Source organism: Candidatus Thermoplasmatota archaeon (genome assembly GCA_035540375.1).
Classification (GTDB): Archaea; Thermoplasmatota; SW-10-69-26; order JACQPN01; family JAJPHT01; genus DATLGO01.
Genome location: DATLGO010000045.1, coordinates 1 through 16,729 on the forward strand (window position 1 = coordinate 1; position 16,729 = coordinate 16,729).

Consider the following 16,729-nt stretch of genomic DNA (forward strand, 5'->3'; position numbering starts at 1 on the left):
CCCTTCGCCCCCCGTGGACCCCACCACGGCGGCCTATCTCGTCCTGAAGTCGATCCACGTCATCGCGGCGTCGCTCTTCCTCGGCTACTGGGTGTTCGCGGCGTACTGGAAGGTCTCCACGGACCGCGCGCGCGACCTGCGGGTCATCGCCGCGACGTCGGACCGCCTCCTGCGGGCGGATCGGGCCTTCGTGCTCCCCACGGCGCTCGTCCTCTTCGTGACGGGCTACGTCATCGTGCGGCCGCTCGGGTACTACGGCGGCGCGATCGCGGAGGCGCCGTTCGCGCTCTACGGCCTCTTCATCCTGTTCGGCATCGTCGCGCTCTGGTACTTCGCGGTGAAGCCGGTCGGCGTCAAGCTCGCGGACATCGCGGACGGCGCCGTCGCATCCGACGCGCGCGAGCCGACCCCGGAGTACATCGCGTCGAGCGCGACGTGGCTCCTGCTCGTCGCCCTCATCGTCCTCGCGACGCTCGTCTCGGCCATTCTCATGGTGTGGCGACCCGGGTCGTGATCACGCCTTCCGGTGGACCGCGAACCAGCGCGTGAGGCTCTTGTGCACGCGCCACGGGTGCAGGAGTTCCAAATCGAGGTGGCGCTCCCCGACGCGCGCAAGCGCTTCGCTCGGGTACGTGGCCGCGACGCGGCCGCCCGGCGCGAGCACGTCCGCGGCGCCCGCGAAGAAGCGTTCGTACAAATCTTCGATGGGCTCTCGCTGCAGGCTCGCCGCGCGGCCGAAGGGCGGGTCGGTGACGATGGCGTCGACCCGCGGCGCGACTTCGCGCATGCGCCCCACGTCGGCCGCGACGTACGTCGCGTCGGCAGCGAGGCCGAAATGGGCGAGCGTGATCCGCGTGCCTTCGACCATCCTCGCGTCGACGTCGCTCGCGACGATGCGCGCTCCCACGAGCGCGGCTTCGAGGAGCATGCCGCCCGTGCCGGAGAAGGGGTCGTACACGAGGTCTCCCGGCTTCACGCGCGCGAGGTTCACGAGCGCGCGGACGTGCCTCGGATGCAGCGAGACGGGCGAGAAGAAGGGACGGTGCCTCACCGCGCGCGCGTCGAAGGGCTTGCGGTCGACGCGCTTCACGAGCGCGCCGACGTGGGCGTGTTCGCCGAGGACGATGCGCACCTCGACGTCGGGCGATCCGAGATCCACGACGCCCGTCTCGGCGAGAACGGCGCCCGCGGAGCGAGCGGTGTCCTCAAGCGGCAGTTCGGGGTGGAGGCCGAGCATGCGCGTCCCGCGCACCGCGAAGCGCGCCCCCTCGAGGTTCACCTGGGCGAGCGGGGGCAGGATCGCGCGCGGCGTCGCCGCGGCCGTGTACCAGTGCGCGCTCACCGCGTGGAGGAGCCCGGCGCGATCGGCGATGGCCTTCGCGTCGAGGTCGTCGGCGACGTCGACGAGGATCGCGAGCGCGTCGCGTTCAGCTTCGGTCCCGCCTCCAAGCACGTCGAGGATCGCGAGCGCCTCGGCTCGGGCGAGTTCGGGGTGCTCGCCGGAGAGCTCCAGGACGAGGCGCACGCGGCCCGAGCGTCTCGTCGACCTTAAAACCCGCCGCGCCGATCACGCCGCGTGCGGCTGACCGTCCTCGGGAACGCGGACCGCTACCTCGCGCCGCAGGCCGAGGGTTCGGCCTACCTCGTCGAGGCCGCGGGCCGGCGCGTTCTCCTCGATTGCGGCCACGGAACGCTCGCGCGCGTGCCGGAACCGGAAACTCTTGATGCGGTCGTGATCTCGCACTTCCACTACGATCACGTGATCGACCTCGCGCCGCTCATGAAGTGCCTCCGCGCGGGGACGACGCTCGTGGTTCCGCCGGGCGGCCGCGAAGCGCTCGACCGCTACGCGCGGGCGTTCGAATTCCGGGGGGCGTTCGATGCGCCGGGGCCCGTTTTCGAGGCAGCCGCGGGGGCGGAATTGGCCCTCGAAGCCGGGAGCCTGCTCCTCAAGTTCGCGGCCACCGAACACGGGGTCCCTTCTTTTGCGACCCGCGTCGAGGGCGACCGCCGGTCGCTCGTGTACGCCTCCGATACCGCCCGGTGCGCCGCGCTCGGCCGCCTCGCCCGCGACGCCGATGTCCTCCTCGCGCACACGCTCCTGCCGTCGGTCGAGTCGGGATCCGATCACGCCCGTCGCCATCTGACGGCGCGCTCCGCCGCCGACCTCGCGCGCGATGCGCGGTCGGGGGCTCTCCTTCTCAGCCACCGCTTCCACGAGGTGCCGCGCGCGGCCTATCTCGAAGCCGCGCCCTCCGCCCTCCTCGCGGAAACCGGGCGGACCTACGAGATCTAGCTCGCGAGCCTTATGCCGCGCGCGGGGCATCGCCAATCGTGGCGACGGGCCTTGCGGACCCCTGCAGCCGATGCGGGCGCACGCTTTTGGAGCTCCGCGCGGTCGTCGGCAAGGAGGCCTTGCGCGGGAGCGCGCCGCTTTGCAGCATTCCCGCCTGTCCGCTCGTCGGGCGCGTGGCGGGCCTCGCGTCGGCCATGCCGCCGGGCGCCCGGGATCTCCAGGGGCCGTCGCCCCCCGCGGTCTTCGTGGGGCGGCATGGTTATCCGAACGTCGCGGTCGGTCCGCTCCTGCCCCCTTCGCCGGAGCTCGATCCGCGCCTGTCGGCGACGCCCCGCGACTGGCTTGACCTCGACATCGCGGCGACGCTCGCGATGCGCGCGCGGCTCGTCCGCTCGAAATCGGTCGTCGCGGTCGACGCGCCGCGCGATGCCTCGCGCGCGCTTGACGTGGCGCGCGAGCTCGCGATGTCCGAATCGCCGGTCGACACGGAGGTGACGCTCGCGAAGCCGCGGGCGCTCGACCTCTCGCCGCGCGTCGACGGCATCGCGACGCCGATGGGTCCTAGCGTCGACGTGGTGAGGGCGCGCCTCACGGCGAGCCCGAAGGTTCCGCGCCGGGTCGACGCCGCGGTGGGCGACGTCCACGCGACGGCTTCGGACGTCGCCTGGGAGATGTACGACGCGGGCGTGAGCCCTTACCACATCAGCCGCGTGCTCTCGGTCGGGCTCCTCGGGGAGGCCGCGCGGCGCAGGCTCGTCCCGACGCGATGGAGCATCACCGCGACGGATGATCTCCTGGGCAAGGAGCTCATCGAATCGGTGAAAACGATGGAGACGATCGGCGGGATCGAGTACCGCGCCGCGTCCCTCCACGGAAACCACTTCCACGTCATCCTTCTTCCGCGCGCCTGGAGCTACGAGATGATCGAGGCGTGGGCGACGGGCCGCGGATTCGACACGGCCGTCGACCGCGAGGGGCACTCCGGACGGACCGCCTACGCATCGAACATCACGGGCGCGTACTACGCCGCGCGGCTTTCGATCCTCGAGCACTTGCGCGATCGCGCGCGGCAGGCCGCCGGCTTCGTGTATCGCGAGATCACGGAGGATTACTGGGCTCCGCTCGGCGTTTGGGTGATCCGCGAGGGGGTCCGGCTCGCGATGGAATCGAAGCCGCTCGCGTTCGGGGAGGTGCCGGCCGCGGTCGCGCACGTCCTGCGCCGTTCCCGGTGCCGCGATTGGCCGCGCGAGGCGAAGCTCCTCCAAGAGACCGCGACGCAGAGGACCCTCCGCGATTTCCTCGACGCCTCGGGCGCGCGCCGGTCTTGACGGGTCTGCCCATGGACCTTGCGCGGCCTCCCGGGAAGGTTCAAGCCTCCCGTCGTCGCCTCGTCAACAAGGCTCAAATACCGACGCCTTCGGTTGAGCCCTTGAACATGTCCCGCGCGCTCGTCGTCGTCGTGCTGCTCGCCGCCGCCGTCGCGAGCGCGGGCTGTCTCGGCGCGAAGTCGCCCGCGGCCGGCAGGCCCATCGAGGACGTGAAGCCGCAGACGACGCCGTCCACGCCGACGGCGCCCGTCGTACCGACGCGCCCGCCGCCGGAGGAGCGGTGGCACTTCCACAACTACTGGGGCTCGACTCCCAACATCACGCTTCTCGACGGCCCCGTCTCCATCCCGCTCACGCCGCCGAAGCGCGACGCGACGGGCGTGCGCGCGGGGGAGGTCTTCGTCGGTCTCGAGCATGGCAAGATCGTTCCGCCCGAAACCGGAGCGATCCTCGTCACGATCAACTGGAGCGCCGGCGGCTCGCTGCCCGCGCGTCTCAATCTGTCGTATCGTCCCGCGAACGCGGAGAACTTCACGAGCGTCGGCCCCGTGAAGCCCGGGAACACGACGTCCATCTTCGTGTGGGACGCGATGACGGACATCCCGCACCGCGGCCGCAGCGTCTGGACGTTCCACCTGACGGGCGAACCCGATCGCGCGGGCGGTCTCGCCATCGCGAACGGGACGGTGCGCATGAAGGTCGAAGCGTGGATCGGCCGCCCGATCTTCATCGATCCTCCGCATCTCGACCATTGGAACGGGAGCAAAACGCTCCCCGTCGTCGACCGTTCGCTTGAAGTCTCGGGGGCGAAGGTCGGCGACCGCGGCTACGCTGTCGCCGGCGAGAGCGGTCTGCAGAAGCATCTCGCCGAGTTTAGGGTGGTCGATGGCGACGTCGTCCCCGCGGGGACGAAATACGTCTACGCGCGATTGTCGTGGTCCGGCGCCTCGCCCGCAAGCGCGAAACCTCTCGCGCTCTCGTATGCCGAGGACAATGCGAACACGTCGGGCGCGCCGAAGCCCTTCGCCTCGGGCGACGACTGGCGCGCGTACCGCATCGAGGTCATTCCGCGAATGACGGATTCCCCCTATACCAACCAGTCCACGTGGGCCTTCCGCGTCGCGATCGACCTTCCCGCCGGAGCCTTCGAAGGCGTCGTGAAGCTCCAGGCTTGGGCGACCCGGGTCGAGAGCGACGAGCCGCCCGAGGGCGTGCTGCCGAAGGCCGAGGCGCGCCGCCTTCGCGCGGGCTGACAGGTACCAGACGGGTCCGCAGTGACGTTCCGCAAGGATTCACGTCCTTGCGGGCTTACCAGGCGACACCGCGAGGGTCTCAGCGGCCCGAGGTCGATCATCCTGGACGAACCCCAACTCCTGTCCGCGCTCAAGGAAAATGGTCTCACCGGCTACGCGTCGAAAGCGTACGTCACGCTCCTGCGCCTCAAACGCTCGAAGGTCATGCCGCTCGCCCGCATCAGCGGCATCCCCCGCAACAAGCTCTACCACGTGCTCGTCGACCTCGAAGCCGTCGGCCTCGTCGAGCGCCTTTCGGACGATCCGCTCGAGTACGCGGCGAAGCCTCTTCGACCGTACCTCGAGGCGCGCATCGTCCGGGCCCAAGCGCTTCTCGGCGCGATCGAGCGGATCCCCGTCCCCGTCACGGGCGATTCGCCGGTCGCGGCGCACGGCAACTGAGCGCGTCTCGTCGAAGCGACCCGCGAGGTTGGCGCCCCGGCCGCGACGCGGCCGGTCCGTCGGCGATGCCGGCGGCGCGGTTCTCACGCATCACCGGGCGGGCCGTCAAGGCTCGCCCGCTTCGGGCTCCTGCTCGCCCATCGTCATCGCTGGCGACGCAGGGCGTTTGACGATGCGGACGCGAACGATGCGTCGGTTCACGACCTTCTCGACCGTCATGGTGAACCCTTCGCCCTCGATCGCTTCGCCTTCCTTCGCGAGGCGGCCGAGCTTGATGGAGACGTAGCCCGCGACGGTCTCGTACGGCTCGTCCTCCGGAATCGAGAGGCCGAGCTTCTCGTTCACGTCGGCCACGTGCGTCCGCCCTTCCACGACGGCCGTCGACTCGTCGAGCACGCTGATCGGCTCGCGCCGGAGATCCGTCTCGTCGAAGATGTCGCCGACAATCTCCTCGAGGACGTCCTCGAGGGTCACGAGACCGGCCGTGCCGCCGAACTCGTCGATGACGATCGCCATGTGGACGCGGCGCTCGCGCAGCTCGGAGAGCAGGTCGTCGAGCTTCTTCGTCTCGGGGACGAAGTACGCTTCCTTCATGAGATCGCGCACGTGGAGCTTGCTTCCCTTGCCTTCGAGGAGGGCGAGGAGAATCTCCTTCACGATGACGATGCCGACGACGTTGTCGACGCTGCCCTGGTAGACGGGCAATCGGGAATAGCCGGAATCGAGCACGAACATCCGCACGTGGTCGAGCGTGGCGTCGCCGGGAACGGCGACCATGTCGGGGCGCGGGACCATGACCTCGCGCGCCGTGATGTCGCCGAACTCGATCACGGAGTGGATCATTTCCTCCTCTTCCTCCTCGAGGATGCCCTCCTCCGTTCCGAGCGTGATGAGCGTCTTGAGCTCCTCCTCCGACCGGAAACGCGATTCGCCCTCGTCCGGGTCCGTGCCCGTCGCGCGGAACGCGGCCCTCGAGACGCGCTCGAAGAGCCACACGGGCGCCGCGAGAAGGTCGACGAGGACGCGCATGGCCGGGGCGGCAAGGAGGCTCAGGCGCTCGGCGTACCGCACGGCGAAGGCCTTCGGAAGGACTTCGCCCGCGGCGACGAAGACGACGCCGGCCACGATGATGACGAGGATCTCACCCCAGGTTCCGACCGCGCCGAAGGCGGCCACGGTGGCGACCGCCGTCGCGGCGATCACGAGGAGCGTCTTCGCGGCGATGACCGCGAGCACGAAGCGGCTCGGCTTCTCGAGAAGCTTCTCGACCGCGCCGATGCGCGGGTGCTCCTCCTCGACGAGTTGGCGTCGGCGGATCTTCGAGAAACCGATGAGGGCTCCCTCGCTCGCGGCGAGGATGGCGTGGAGAAGCACGAGGGCCGCGAAGATCGCGGCGTCCGGGAGCAGCCCGCCGACGTTGACGGCGTCCAGCTGGGCGATTGCAAGGGGGGGTGTCGGCATGGAGGCCTTGGAGATCGCAAGAACGGCATTCCGGGAAAGCCTTTGCCTTCGGGGACCCCCGGGGGAGTCGCGCCGCCGCTCCCCTGGAGCCCTGCGGCCCGGGTCGTCGGATCAGGCGAGGAGGCGGGCAAGGGTATGGGCGAGGCCCGAGGCCGATGGGCCCACCATGTAGGTTATCGGCTCGATGCCGAAGTCGCCCCGGTGGTAGAGGACGTCCGGAACGGGCCGGCCCCCCAGGAGGTCCGCGAGCCGCGCGGGGGCCCGATCCACCGTCGCGGGGATCTCCCTCGTCGTGAGGCCTGCGCCGCGCGCCGCCTCGAGGAACGCGTCGGTCGTCGCGAGGTTCACGCACGCCCGCCGGGCCGGGTCCGCGCGGCGGATCGCAAGCAATATCTCGGAGACGTGCTTCGAGGCCCCGAACTCGGGCGGCGCCGCGGAGCGCACGCGCCCGCGCATCTCGAAGAGGCCGCCCGGCACCGCGGCCACGTCGGCCGCGTCTCGGGCCCGCGCGAGGGTCATGGCGACGTTGGAGCCCACGTGCGGGATCGCGGCCGCGAACCCCGGCGCCGCCTCGAGGGTCCGGACGGCCTCGCGCACGTCGGCGAGAACGGATTGCTCCTCGAGGAGATGGCCCCCCGGGGGACGCACGCAGAGATCGCACCCGAGGCCCTTGAGCGCCGGCATGGCCTCCTCGTGCAGCGCGCAGATGGGGCCCCGGTTCTCGAAGGCGCGGACGACGTCCGCGAAGACCGCGAGGGCCTCGATCGGCGCAAGGCGGCTCTCCGCGAAGCCGGCCGCGACCCGTTCGACCGCGTCCTTCAGGCGCGGGTCTCCCGCGAACGTGGGCTCGATCGCCACGCGGGCAAGGAGGTATTTGCTCACGGCCGTCTGCGAAACGCCGAGGTGCTGGGCGATCTCGGTCTGGTTCATCCCGCGCGCCTCGAGCGCGCGGGCGAGGAGCGCGCGGACGGTGGGGACGAAGTGGGACGCGACGATCTCCTCGGGGAAGCGCATTGAACACCCGGTTCAGCACCGGGTTGGGGAATAAGGGTTCCGGAGGCTTCGGCGGGCCCCGAGCGGGGCGGCGCGCGTCCGGAAGCCTGGCGCACGCGGGCCCGCGCCGGGCCGACGACCGCTCCGCTCGCGCCTCAGACGCCGACGCGGCGCTCCTCCTTCATCGTGTTCAGGACGAGCTGCGTCGTTGTGCGCTCGACGTGCGGCATCGAGAGCAGATCCTTGATGAAATCGTTGAGGTCCTCGCGATCGCGGAAACGCGCGATGATGACGGAGTCCCACTCGCCCGTCACGTCGTACACGGCGAAGACGCGGGGATTCTTGCCGATTTTCTGCTGGACCTCGATGAGCTTGCCGTGCGCGATCTTGACGCCGACGATGACGTGGAGGTCGAAACCGAGCCGCGTCGCGTCCACGAGCGGCACGTAGCCGCGGATGATGCCTTCGTCCTCGAGCCGCTTCACGCGGTTCGAGACGGTGGAGAGCGCGAGGCTCAGCTCCCGCGCGATGTCGCGGAAGCTTTTGCGCGCGTTCTCGTTCAACGCCTTCAGGATGCGTCGGTCGACGTCGTCGGGAACGTAACTCTTGCGCGCGCTTTCGGGCACATCCGTGCAATTGCGCACGCGAAGAAAGCGCTTTCGGTCAATCGACCGGAAACATTGAGAAAAAGAAGATATACGATCACCACCCCTCAGGCGTCGTTGCTCCCGCACGGTCGCCGCTAGCCGGTTGGCTTAACCACCGGTGGCGCCTGGGGGCGACGGGAACGTGGGACCATGGCTTCCAATACGACGACTCCGACCCCCGCCGAGGTCCTGAAGGCTGCGAAGGCCGCGAACGTGAAGTTCGTGCGTCTGGTCTTCAGCGACATCAACGGCACGCCCAAGAACGTCGAGCTGCCCGTCGAGCGCCTCGAAGAGGTCCTCGAGCACGGCGTCCAGTTCGACGCCTCGTCGATCGCCGGCTTCGCCGAGATCCACGAGTCGGACATGATCCTCAAGCCGGACCCCGCGACGTGGAACGTCCTCCCCTGGACGAGCGTCGACGGCCGGGCCGCGCGCCTCATCTGCGACGTGTACCTCCCGGACGGCCGCCGCTACGAGGGCGACCCCCGCTACGTCCTGCAGCGCGCGATGAAGAAGGCCGCCGAGGCGGGCTACTCGTTCTACACGGGCCCCGAGTGCGAGTTCTTCCTGTTCAAGCGCGGCCCCGACGGCACGCCCGACGTCACGCCCCACGACGCGGGCGGCTACTTCGACGTCGGCGTGAGCGACTACGGCGAGGACGTCCGCAAGGAGACGGTGCTCTACCTCGAGCAGATGGGCTTCAACATCGAAGCCGCGCACCACGAGGTCGCGCCCGGTCAGCACGAGATCGACTTCAACTACGGCGACGGTCTCGTCTCCGCCGACCGCATCCTCACCCTCAAGTGGGTCACGAAGGTTGTCGCGCAGCGCCACGGCCTCCACGCGAGCTTCATGGCGAAGCCGATCTTCGGCGTGAATGGCTCGGGCATGCACGTCCACCAGTCGCTCTGGAAGGACGGCAAGAACGCGTTCTACGACGAGAACGGCCGCTTCGGCCTCTCGGGCACCGCGTACAACTACCTCGGCGGCCTCCTCACGTACGTCCCCGAGATCACCGCGGTCCTCAACTCCACGGTCAACTCGTACAAGCGCCTGGTTCCCGGTTACGAGGCCCCCTGCTACATCGCGTGGGCCAACAAGAACCGCAGCGCGCTCATCCGCGTCCCCGCCGCCCGCGGCAAGGGCACGCGCCTCGAGCTCCGCTGCCCCGACCCCGCCGGCAACCCGTACCTCCAGACGGCCGTCATGCTCGCGGCCGGCATGGAGGGCGTGAAGAACAAGCTCACGCCCCCCGACCCCGTCGAGCAGGACATCTACCACATGACGCCGGCCGAGAGGAAGAAGAACGGCGTCGGGTCGCTCCCCGGCAGCCTCCGCGAGGCGCTCGACAAGTTCGAGAACTCGAAGATCGTGCGCGACGTCCTCGGCGAGCACATCTTCGACCAGTTCGTCCACGTGAAGAACAAGGAGTGGGACGAGTTCCGCCTCCGCGTCCACCCGTGGGAGCTCGCGAAGTACCTGCCGAAGACCTAGAACAGTTGAGTTCGGGGCCTTCAGCGGTGCACTCCGTGACATGAGTTTCACACCGAGGGCCGCGCTGCGGCGCGGCCCTCGGCTCATGTCACTTCGTGCCAGAGGAGGGGCGCTTCGCGCGCCCCTCCTCTGGACTCCTCCCCCAGCGCCAGGGGCTGCCGCCCCTGGACCCCTCCCAAACCCGCGGTGCTCTCGAACGCGCGCCTCGGGTTGACGGCCCCCCCGGATCTCGGCGTTTGGGTTCATCACCCGCGCGGCCCCCGACTCGCGGGTCTGCTTTTCCTTTTCTCGACATCACCGCGGCGGCCGCTTCGCTCGCAGGGTGCGAGATGAACGTATGATTCCCCGCCGCGTTCGCTCTATGACGCGCCGCTCGCGATGAGGGCGAGGACGGCGGCAAGACCGATCGCGAGGCCGATCCACGACGCGCGCGCAGCGCGGTGCGCGGCTTCCGAGCGCTCGTCCGGCTTCGCGGCGCGAAGCACGCGCTGGGCCGCGGGCCGCGCGTCGACGAACGCGAGCCACAAGGCGCCGGCCGCGAGGGCGGCGCCCGCGAACGTCGCGATCGTCGCGGCGGGACCCGCGAGCATCGGCGTTCCGAGGGCGCCGAGCAGGATGGCGGCGAAGCTGAAGACGAGCGTTCCGACGGGGCCCGCGACGGTCCAGTACGGGCCGCGCTTCGCAAGCCAACCGAGCATCGGGCCCGGGTCCGGATCTCCGGCGAGGCGGCCGTAGAGGAGGCCCGCGCCGGCCCAGAGGCCGAGGAACATGATGGCGACGCCGCGCGTGAGGCCCGCGAAGCGCTCCGGCGCCGGGTCGCGCGCGAGGTCCCACGCGACGACCGCGAGGGCCGAAAGGGAGAACGCGAGCACGACACGCGCCTCGTTGCGCCGCTCCTTCGCGTAGAGGAAGAACGACACGAAGAGGGCGAGGTGGAAGATCACGAGGGCCGCGACCAGGATTCCGCTCGCCATGGACGGCCTCGGAACGGCGCTTCCCCTTATTTACGCCTTCATGCGCGCCGGGCCGCGGAAAGCGCCTCCGCGGTCGCCGCGAGGAGCCTTTCCGCGAGGGCGGCGTCGCCGCCGACGTCCAGCTGCGTCTCGCCCGTCTCGATCTCGAAGACGTGCGCCCACGCGGTCGCGGGCGACCCGAAAAGGAGCGGCCGCGAGCGGATCGCGACGCGCCCCTCCTGGGGCCGCTCCTCCACGATCTCGACCCGCTTCAGCCCGGCGGCCGCGGTCACGAGGGCCGCGAGCACGGCGTCGTGGCCTTCGGCGAAGGCGCGCGACGCGACGCGGGACCCCGCCGTCGTCGGGACGAGGAGGACGAGCGGGAGCGCGCGCATGGGCCGGGCCAAAGCCGCTTCCCTCCATCAAGCCTTCGGGTCCTGCCGCCCGCTCGCCGCCACCGTCCTCGAGGGTGGGCCGGCCCCGCCCATCCCGCAAACCCTTTGTGCGAGGCCGTCCGCTCCGGGGGGCGTTGCGCGCCGAAGCCGTGTTCTTCGACATCGACAACACGCTCTACGATTTCGAGGGGTCCGTCCGCAAGACCCTCGGCCGCCTCGCGCGCGAGTTTCCCGGCGCGCTCTCCCGCTACGCAATCCCCGACCTCGAGGTGCGCTACTGGAACGCGAACGCGTCCATCCCGCAGGAGGTCCGCCTCGGCCTCATCCGGGCCGACCTCATCGCGTACCGCCGCGCGACATGGCTGCGGTTCTTCGAGCAGGAGCGGCTGCCGCGCGACGAGACGCTCGCGGGCAAGCTCGCCGTCGCGTGGGGTCGCGAACGCCACGCGGAGATCCGTTCCTCGATGTTCCCCGGCGCGCGCGCCACGATCGAAGCCCTTCAGCGCCGCTTCGTCGTCGGGATCATCTCGAACGGTCCCTCCCCCATCCAACGCGACAAGCTGCTCGCGATGGAGCTCGCGTCCGCGTTCGAGGACGACCTCGTGCTCATTTCCGGCGAGTTCGGCGCCGACAAGCCCGACCCGAGCATCTTCGAAGCGGCCGCGAAGCGCGCCGCGGTCGATCCGCGCGCGTGCGTGATGGTGGGCGACAGCCTCGAGAACGACATGCCCGCCAAGCGGATCGGCTACACAACCGTCCACTTCACGGGCGCGACGCTTGCGGGCCCTGCCGCCGCGGCCGCGCACCAGGTCTGGAACCCGCGACCGGGTCCGTCGCCCTCGAACCTTTCGGGCGGCGAGACCTGGAAACCCGATCATGTCGCGGCGGACTACGGGACTCTCGCGAAGCTCCTTCGCTAAGCGTGCCTGAGGCGTCCTGCTGTCAAAGTTCCGATCCAGAACCCTTTCGCATACGATCGGTGGTCGCGGCGCGAGGCCGCAGATGGTCCGCCGGTTCTTCTTCGTCGCTCTCGCGCTCGTGGTCCCGACCGTGGTCCTCGCCGCGCCGGTCGAGGAGTGCGCGCCGCCCGAAGGCTCCGTGAGCGCGCCCTCGGGAACGTGGACGCGCGCCCGGTTCGTCGTCGACGACGGGTCGCTCGTCGACGACATGCTCGTCTTCGATACGCCGGCGCCGGGCCTCGGATCCGAGCGGGCCATCACCGCGGTGTTCCTCTGGAAGGAGGGCGCGTATCCTCCGCGCCTCCACCTCGGCGCGGCCGTGACCGGGGGCGAGCTCGACGTCCAATCCGGGCCCACGTCGTCGGCTTCCGCGCTCAATGCCGCGACCCCGTGCTCAGCGGGAGGAGCCTCCGTGGGGCTGCTCCTCTGGCCCGGGAACTGGTCCGTCGTCGTCATGACCGAGTCCGAAAGCGGCCGCGCGACCGGTTCCTACGCGATCCCGGGCCATCCGATGGAGATCGTGGACACGGGCGCCACCCAGTTCATGGGCCCTGAGACGATGACGTGCGACGCGAACGCGCGCCTCGCCTCGCGCAGCGAACTCGCCGCGCAGGCGCTCATCGGCTGCGAGGCCGCCCACGTCGCCGAGGATCCCGCGTTCTTCCTGACGCACGTCCGCCGCGCGCGCGACGCGGACCACACGGTGGACCTCTACGCCCCGAACGCCCAGAAGGTGCACATCCAGCGCCCGAACGTCGCCTTCGCCTGGCGCGCCGCGGCGATGCCCGGCGCGTGGTCGCTCGAGATCCCGCGATGGGTCACGACCGAGACGGGCGCCAAGGCCGAGCACGGCGCCGACAGCGTCATCGGCGTCTTCGCGGGCGTGCCGCTCGACACTTGAGGCTCAGAGGAGCCCGCGCCCCCGCTTCGCGGCGGCCCACCCGTGCACGAACTCCATCTGCCCGGTGCGGCGCATGAGCGACTCGCTCCCGCGCACGCGCCGCCAGAAGTGCAGGAGCGCGTCGCTTGCGCTCCACCCGCGCTCGACGAGCGCGCACGCGACGGCTGTGCCTGTGCGGCCCCAGCCGGCCTTGCAGTGCACGACGACGGGCGCGTCGCCGAGCGTCGCGAGCTCGTCCACGAGGCGCGCCATCTGCGGGCGCGTGGGAGGCGCGTTGTCGGTCCAGAAGTGCGGGGACCACGCGAGCCCCGCGCCCGCGACGAGCGCGGGGTCGACCTCCTCCTCGAGGCTCACGACGCGCCGGATGCCCGCGCGCCGGTAGGCCTCAACGTGCGCGCGCGTCTGGGGGATCGGCGACCGCCAGAGGTTGCCCTCGACGTGCACGAGGCCGCCGAGGTCGTCGAACCACATCGGAGGGGCGAGGGCCCTCCTATATCATGAGCCGCATGTGACCGGGCGGTCTGTGAAATCATGGCGAGGATTTATATGTCAACAAATTCATCGTTTTTCGATGTCCGAGGGGCGCTCGCGAATCGTCTTGGTCTTGATGGCTTTGGCTGCCCCCCCCTGCTTCAAAGCGTGACGGCCGACGGTGTTCAAGGTTGCTTCGAGCGGACGGTTCTTTCATCGTCCCAGCGAAGTGAGCGCGACGTCAGTTTCGGTCCCGTTTCCGTGGCCTGCGACGCCATGTGGGAGCAGGCGGACCAGATGATTGCTGCCGGGTCTGAGTTGTTCTGGATTCACTATCCCCATTGCACTGCTGAAACTTGCCTCGTGGGTATCAACCTCGATGGTTGGCAAGTCGCCCCGTATGACGAGGCGTTCTTTTTCCAGGATACCAAGGGTCAATGCCTGGAAAATAATAGATGCTTTTATGTTGTCAAGGCTTCCGCGGGAACATTGGGGTGGCTTGGACCCGTCAACCTGCATTGTTTGCCGGGAACTCGTACGACGTCCGTTGTGTACGCCGCCCAGTGCGTTCGTGAAGGAGTCTCAGCGGGCCCGGTAGGGGTCGATGTATTGACCCGGCACCCCATCGACGTTCCATTCGGGGAATGTCGAGATGAGCCCGTTGTTCAGAGTGCCCGGGCCGAAGATCCTTTGACCGGCTTCTGGGTCGTCAATACCCGAACTATCACGATCAAAGTGTGCAATTTCATCAAGGTGGACTGATGGTTCGTATCCTCCTGTTTGCGCTGGTTGCCATCGCCCTCGTCTCGTCCACGATGTGGAGCAGCAGCGCCGCAAGCCCAGCAACCACGATTTCGGGCAAGGGTTTCACGAACGGGTGGCGCCTTCTGGAGGTCGACGCCACCGGTGCGGAATTGGGCCTCTACCTCCGGAATGGCTTAGGCAGCCCTTCCGCATTCGGGTATGCGATTTACAATAGAACAGGCGACCTCATGGACCTTGGTTGGACGGCGAGTCCCGGGGACGATGGCCTCCACTTCCATGTCATCGGGACGGACCTGATCGACCTCTCGACGAGCGCGGGCGGCCTTTATCACGCGAAGCCAAGAACGGTTCCCCTTCATGGGGACGGGCCATACAGGGTGCTGTTCTTCGTTGCGGGAGAGACATTCGGCTGGAACTACAGTCTTCATGCTCAAGGGCTCTCGCTCTTGAGCAGCCGCGAGGGTTCAAGTTCGCATCATTTCACTTCGCGTGATTTCGACGGTGTTGCGGCGGCAGGGGCGAGCGAGAATCCAATGGTCGTGCGGGTCCATCACGAAGGGTCTCTCGTTGTCGATGTCGAACACACGCTTTTCGGCTTTGCCTTCGAGGGTGTCAATTTCGATCGGAACGTTTCGAGTCGAACGGCTGGCAACGTGGATCCCGAGTCGCTGCGTCTCGTTCACGCGGACGGCCGGGTGGACGAGTGTGACTGCAGGTTTGACCGGAACCCGCACGGCCCCGGTCGTTACGTGTTTGAGCTTGATGGTTTCTCGGCTGGGAATCCAGGAAGCGAAGAAATTGCCGTCGTCGTCGTGGATGCTCCGATTTGGCAGGTGCAAAAATGAAGAACTCTCTCGCAATCGTCGTGATGTCGCTGACGATGATCGGCCTTTCGATTTCGATTCCGTCGGGGGCGGCGACTGCATCATGTAATGCAACGCCAGCGGGAGTTGGCATCTGCGAATTTCAAAGCGGAACGGTATCGGGGGCATATGTTTGGGACGAAATCCGAGTGCCTCTCGGCGTTCAGCTCACCGTTGACGGTGCCGTAGCGATCCGCGGAATTCTTCGACTCGAAATCGACGGGTCCATCAGCGGAGGATCCTTGATCGAGTTGGTCTCGGACGGCTTCGTCCGCATCGACGGGATCGTCGAAGCAGGCTCAGGTCGAGAGGCGGGCGGCGACGTTCACTTGGCAGGACATCGCGACGGCGTTCTGATCAATGGTCTCGTCGCCTCCGGGGACGGGTTTTCCGGAGCCCCGGCGTCTGCTATTGAAGAGGGACTCATCGGCGCCCGGGCCGTAGGCGAACCCGGGGGGCGCGGAGGTTCAGTCCACGTGACGGGGACGCGCTTGTTCTTCGGTGATGAGGGGCGGATTATCGTTGGAAATGGTGGCCCTGGGGGAGAAGCGCTCGCCATGGTCTCCCCCAGCATGGTTCCCGGGCTAAGTGCTACTGCCATCGGAGGGTTGGGCGGCGCTTCGGGTGTTGTGACACTTCCCGCGGGCGAAGTGGCTTTGTACCTGATCAATGCCGGTCGGATCATCGGGGGCATTGCGGGCGAGGGCGGGAATGCCCTGGCTTGCGTGGGGCGGTTCGCCACGCACAAATGTGGTCCGGATGGCATCTCCGACATGGACGAAGATGATGAGTCCTCTCGCGTCGCGCCCGCAGGTGATGACTACAATTGGCAGGCCGCCAATCCAGAGAGTGCCCGGAACGGAGGAAACGGTTCGAGCGGTCACTCGGCGGAGGCAAAGGGAGGGGATGGTGGTGACGGCCTGATTCGAGGAGGTCGAGGGGGGAGTGCCTTTGCACTCGCAGGCGTCGGGGGAACTGGGGGGATTGGCACGCGCGCTTGCCTTTGCGGAGAAGGATTCTGGGAACAAGTCAATCCTGGTCATGGTGGTAGCGCCGGTGACGGAGGGAGTGCTGGCGCGGAAGGTGGCAAGGGTGGAACGGCGCTCCTCGACGGCGGCCACGGCGGGAATGCTACAGCTTTCGCGGGTGTCGCCGGCCTCATTGGTATCGGGGGCCATGGTGATCACCTTCCCCGCGTGGGTAACTTCGAATGTCCGTCCTACGAATCGAAAGACATTGCTTATTGTTACAGATCCTCCAATGCAGTGTATATTTGCAAGCTTCCAACGTGGGGCGGCCAAGAAGGATTGGCGGGAGCAGTCATGTCGGAAGGAGGCATCGGGGGCTTCGGAGCCCGCGTGCAGGGTCAGGATGGTCTTGAAGCATCCGGCGTAACCGGGAATCCAACGGTGAAGAATTGGGATTGGGACAAACCGTACAATTACGTCCAGGAAGCCGGGAAACCAGGCTATGGTTACCTGTATGGAAGTTGCCACTGAGGCGCACGTG

18 protein-coding genes are annotated in these 16,729 nt (G+C 68.4%); 11 read left to right on the top strand and 7 right to left on the bottom strand.

Translation table 11 applies throughout. The features are described 5' to 3' along the window. Positions 1–514: DUF2269 family protein (locus tag VM889_04845; GenBank protein HVL47863.1), on the top strand; the 514-nt coding region annotated here is incomplete at its 5' end. On the opposite strand, the gene VM889_04850 is transcribed toward VM889_04845, so the two are convergent. Continuing rightward, positions 515–1,525, bottom strand: coding sequence for a TRM11 family methyltransferase (locus VM889_04850; GenBank protein ID HVL47864.1), 1,011 nt, complete (start codon positions 1,523–1,525; stop codon positions 515–517). It lies immediately after the preceding gene. 51 nt (positions 1,526–1,576) lie between these two features. Between VM889_04850 and VM889_04855 the strand changes: the two genes are divergently transcribed. The 4 genes from VM889_04855 to VM889_04870 all read left to right on the top strand — a co-directional run bounded on the left by VM889_04855 (position 1,577) and on the right by VM889_04870 (position 5,318). Beyond that, positions 1,577–2,296 carry an MBL fold metallo-hydrolase gene (locus tag VM889_04855; protein HVL47865.1) on the top strand — a complete coding sequence of 240 codons (720 nt, stop codon included), beginning with the start codon at positions 1,577–1,579 and terminating at the stop codon, positions 2,294–2,296. Positions 2,297–2,334: 38 nt separating this feature from the next. Continuing rightward, a complete protein-coding gene (locus VM889_04860) occupies positions 2,335–3,624 on the top strand; it encodes a hypothetical protein (GenBank protein HVL47866.1) in 1,290 nt (429 codons plus the stop codon). Between the two features lie 107 nt (positions 3,625–3,731). Then, complete coding sequence (locus VM889_04865; protein HVL47867.1) at positions 3,732–4,877, top strand: hypothetical protein; 1,146 nt, start codon at positions 3,732–3,734, stop codon at positions 4,875–4,877. A 21-nt stretch (positions 4,878–4,898) separates the two neighbouring features. Continuing rightward, positions 4,899–5,318, top strand: coding sequence for a helix-turn-helix domain-containing protein (locus VM889_04870; GenBank protein HVL47868.1), 420 nt, complete (start codon positions 4,899–4,901; stop codon positions 5,316–5,318). Positions 5,319–5,423: 105 nt separating this feature from the next. On the opposite strand, the gene VM889_04875 is transcribed toward VM889_04870, so the two are convergent. The 3 genes from VM889_04875 to VM889_04885 all read right to left on the bottom strand — a co-directional run bounded on the left by VM889_04875 (position 5,424) and on the right by VM889_04885 (position 8,398). Next, on the bottom strand, positions 5,424–6,779 hold the full coding sequence (locus VM889_04875) for a hemolysin family protein (protein ID HVL47869.1): 1,356 nt from the start codon (positions 6,777–6,779) through the stop codon (positions 5,424–5,426). A 111-nt stretch (positions 6,780–6,890) separates the two neighbouring features. Next, a complete protein-coding gene (locus VM889_04880; GenBank protein HVL47870.1) occupies positions 6,891–7,793 on the bottom strand; it encodes a thiamine-phosphate synthase family protein in 903 nt (300 codons plus the stop codon). 134 nt (positions 7,794–7,927) lie between these two features. After that, positions 7,928–8,398 (bottom strand): Lrp/AsnC family transcriptional regulator, encoded by a 471-nt coding sequence (locus VM889_04885; protein HVL47871.1) that lies wholly within the window; start codon positions 8,396–8,398, stop codon positions 7,928–7,930. 171 nt (positions 8,399–8,569) lie between these two features. Between VM889_04885 and glnA the strand changes: the two genes are divergently transcribed. Beyond that, positions 8,570–9,913, top strand: coding sequence for a type I glutamate--ammonia ligase (glnA, locus tag VM889_04890; protein ID HVL47872.1), 1,344 nt, complete (start codon positions 8,570–8,572; stop codon positions 9,911–9,913). 359 nt (positions 9,914–10,272) lie between these two features. Here glnA and VM889_04895 read toward each other — a convergent pair whose 3' ends face one another. Both VM889_04895 and VM889_04900 read right to left on the bottom strand, forming a co-directional pair. Further along, positions 10,273–10,887, bottom strand: coding sequence for a hypothetical protein (locus VM889_04895; protein HVL47873.1), 615 nt, complete (start codon positions 10,885–10,887; stop codon positions 10,273–10,275). A gap of 38 nt (positions 10,888–10,925) precedes the next feature. Continuing rightward, entirely contained in the window at positions 10,926–11,261 is a 336-nt protein-coding gene (locus VM889_04900; protein ID HVL47874.1) for a hypothetical protein, read from the bottom strand. A 134-nt stretch (positions 11,262–11,395) separates the two neighbouring features. Here VM889_04900 and VM889_04905 point away from each other — a divergent pair, with 134 nt between their 5' ends. Together VM889_04905 and VM889_04910 are read left to right on the top strand one after the other, a co-directional pair. Then, positions 11,396–12,181 (top strand): HAD family hydrolase, encoded by a 786-nt coding sequence (locus tag VM889_04905; protein HVL47875.1) that lies wholly within the window; start codon positions 11,396–11,398, stop codon positions 12,179–12,181. 82 nt (positions 12,182–12,263) lie between these two features. Next, positions 12,264–13,121, top strand: coding sequence for a hypothetical protein (locus VM889_04910; GenBank protein ID HVL47876.1), 858 nt, complete (start codon positions 12,264–12,266; stop codon positions 13,119–13,121). 3 nt (positions 13,122–13,124) lie between these two features. Here the strand turns inward: VM889_04910 and VM889_04915 are convergent, their stop codons facing one another. Continuing rightward, positions 13,125–13,592 (bottom strand): protein-tyrosine phosphatase family protein, encoded by a 468-nt coding sequence (locus VM889_04915; GenBank protein HVL47877.1) that lies wholly within the window; start codon positions 13,590–13,592, stop codon positions 13,125–13,127. 168 nt (positions 13,593–13,760) lie between these two features. On the opposite strand from VM889_04915, the gene VM889_04920 reads away from it, so the two are divergent. From VM889_04920 to VM889_04930, 3 genes are read left to right on the top strand one after another with little or no spacing between them, the layout of a single operon-like run. Next, positions 13,761–14,354 carry a hypothetical protein gene (locus VM889_04920; GenBank protein HVL47878.1) on the top strand — a complete coding sequence of 198 codons (594 nt, stop codon included), beginning with the start codon at positions 13,761–13,763 and terminating at the stop codon, positions 14,352–14,354. Further along, a complete protein-coding gene (locus VM889_04925) occupies positions 14,354–15,202 on the top strand; it encodes a hypothetical protein (GenBank protein ID HVL47879.1) in 849 nt (282 codons plus the stop codon). The genes VM889_04920 and VM889_04925 overlap by 1 nt, the downstream gene beginning before the upstream one ends. Next, positions 15,199–16,719: a hypothetical protein gene (locus tag VM889_04930; protein HVL47880.1), complete on the top strand. Its 1,521-nt coding sequence runs from the start codon at positions 15,199–15,201 to the stop codon at positions 16,717–16,719. The genes VM889_04925 and VM889_04930 overlap by 4 nt, the downstream gene beginning before the upstream one ends. Positions 16,720–16,729 lie beyond the last annotated feature (10 nt).